Here is a 388-nt window from a genome sequence, read left to right as displayed (position 1 = left end):
GTTTCCCAATATGAGCGTCGCCGACAATGTCGCCTTCGGCCTGTCGGTGCGCGGCGAGGCCAGGGCGATCATCGCTACCGAGGTGCAACGCGCGCTCGATCTGGTGCAGCTTGGCAAGCTTGGTGGCCGCCGGCCGCACCAGCTCTCCGGCGGGCAGCGGCAGCGTGTGGCTCTCGCCCGCGCCATCGTCACCAAGCCGCGCGTGCTGCTGCTCGACGAGCCATTGGGTGCGCTCGACAAGGCGTTGCGCGTCGACATGCAGATTGAGCTCAAGCGCATCCAGCGCGAGATCGGCATCACCACGATCTTCGTCACGCACGACCAGGAAGAAGCGCTGACGATGAGCGACCGCATCGGCATATTGCGCGACGGAAGGCTGGTGCAGGAG

The 388-nt window shown here is 66.0% G+C and carries 1 protein-coding gene; it reads left to right on the top strand.

Translation table 11 applies throughout. The features are described from left to right. Positions 1-388 (top strand): ATP-binding cassette domain-containing protein (locus tag EN893_RS37875; RefSeq protein WP_128362354.1); only part of this gene is annotated, 388 nt, incomplete at both ends.

The organism is Mesorhizobium sp. M7A.F.Ca.CA.004.04.2.1, assembly GCF_004022825.1.
Lineage (GTDB): Bacteria > Pseudomonadota > Alphaproteobacteria > Rhizobiales > Rhizobiaceae > Mesorhizobium.
Note: the sequence above shows the minus strand (reverse complement) of the source record. Positions and strands in the feature narration are given on the sequence as shown.